Genomic DNA, 270 nt, shown 5'->3' with positions numbered 1-270 from the left:
TTTCTTTGTTGTTTCAGCATCAGAGTTCACTAATGCATTAATGATTTGATCATCAAAATTTTCTACACCTGATTCACTAAGCATTGAACGCGTTTCATTTCTCATTTGAGATAATGCCTTTTCAGCTTTTAATGCTTCATTCTCTTTCAAAAGTTTTTCTATCTCATATTGGCTTTTTTGGTCTTTATTCATCTTGGCCAGTTTTTCAGCTTCTTGACTAGCGTCTTTAATACGCTCATCAGATTTTCTTCTTTCTCTAGCTAGACGGTC

Annotated in this window: 1 protein-coding gene; it reads right to left on the bottom strand. The window is 34.1% G+C overall.

Annotated features, from left to right (window positions below; genetic code table 11):
* Nucleotides 1–270 (bottom strand): capsid assembly scaffolding protein Gp46 family protein (locus HMPREF3239_RS10125; protein ID WP_176747965.1); only part of this gene is annotated, 270 nt, incomplete at both ends.

Origin of the sequence: Staphylococcus sp. HMSC34C02, from assembly GCF_001838705.1 — a bacterium.
Taxonomy (GTDB): domain Bacteria; phylum Bacillota; class Bacilli; order Staphylococcales; family Staphylococcaceae; genus Staphylococcus; species Staphylococcus borealis.
The sequence above is the reverse complement of the archived record's forward strand: the minus strand, read 5'-3'. Positions and strand labels throughout refer to the sequence as shown.